We start from the raw sequence: 739 nt of genomic DNA, 5'->3' as shown, positions 1-739 counted from the left end.
TTCAGAACGATCGCCATATAGACCAAAGAACACCAGCTGATCTAGGTCTTGTAGTACTGGGTCTGCTTCGCTTTGCTTAGATTTCAATGAATCTGTGACACTGAAAGCGTGAACACTTAAGGTTCGCTCTGGTTTTGAATAGCGTTTAATTAACGCATAATTTAGGTCTGGCTCCGGCTTTAAGTATTCTATACTTTGAATGATATCACTCACTCGTAAACCGGGCGTCCAACGGCGCGTTTCGGCACGCTCTACATGGCCAGCCACTTTAATGACATTTTCTACCTTCGGCAGAATTTTAGGCAAGGTAATCTGGTCGCCATTTTTTAAAGTACGGTTTATATCAGCACTTAATGATAAGTCTAGATTCAGAAACTCACGTTCATTTTGTTCGTTAACCCGTTCAAGCGTTGCACCTTGAGGGTAAGCAGAAGCCAACATGCCACCGGAATATGACAGAAGATCAGAAACGGAGCCGCTTCCTTTAAGCTCATAATATGCTGGGCGTTTAATTTGGCCCTTTATTGCTACTTGAGGGCCAACAGCGGGAATAAATACCACATCACCAGATTTGAGCTGGGCATCACCAGAGGTATCACCTTTTAGCAGTAGGTCATATACGTCGAGCGATTGAATAAGCTTACCTTTGCGTTTTAACTGAATATTACGCAGTGAACCCAACTCTGAAACACCACCACTCAGCACTAGCGCATTGGTCATGGTTGAGAGGGAGCTAATC

The 739-nt window shown here is 44.0% G+C and carries 1 protein-coding gene; it reads right to left on the bottom strand.

The window, feature by feature from the left end:
* A partial coding sequence (locus tag A3735_RS25860) for an SLBB domain-containing protein (protein WP_231882657.1) occupies positions 1-720 on the bottom strand: 720 nt, incomplete at its 3' end.
* Between the last annotated feature and the right edge of the window lie 19 nt (positions 721-739).

This window comes from Oleiphilus sp. HI0061, assembly GCF_001635675.1.
The sequence above is the reverse complement of the archived record's forward strand: the minus strand, read 5'-3'. Positions and strand labels throughout refer to the sequence as shown.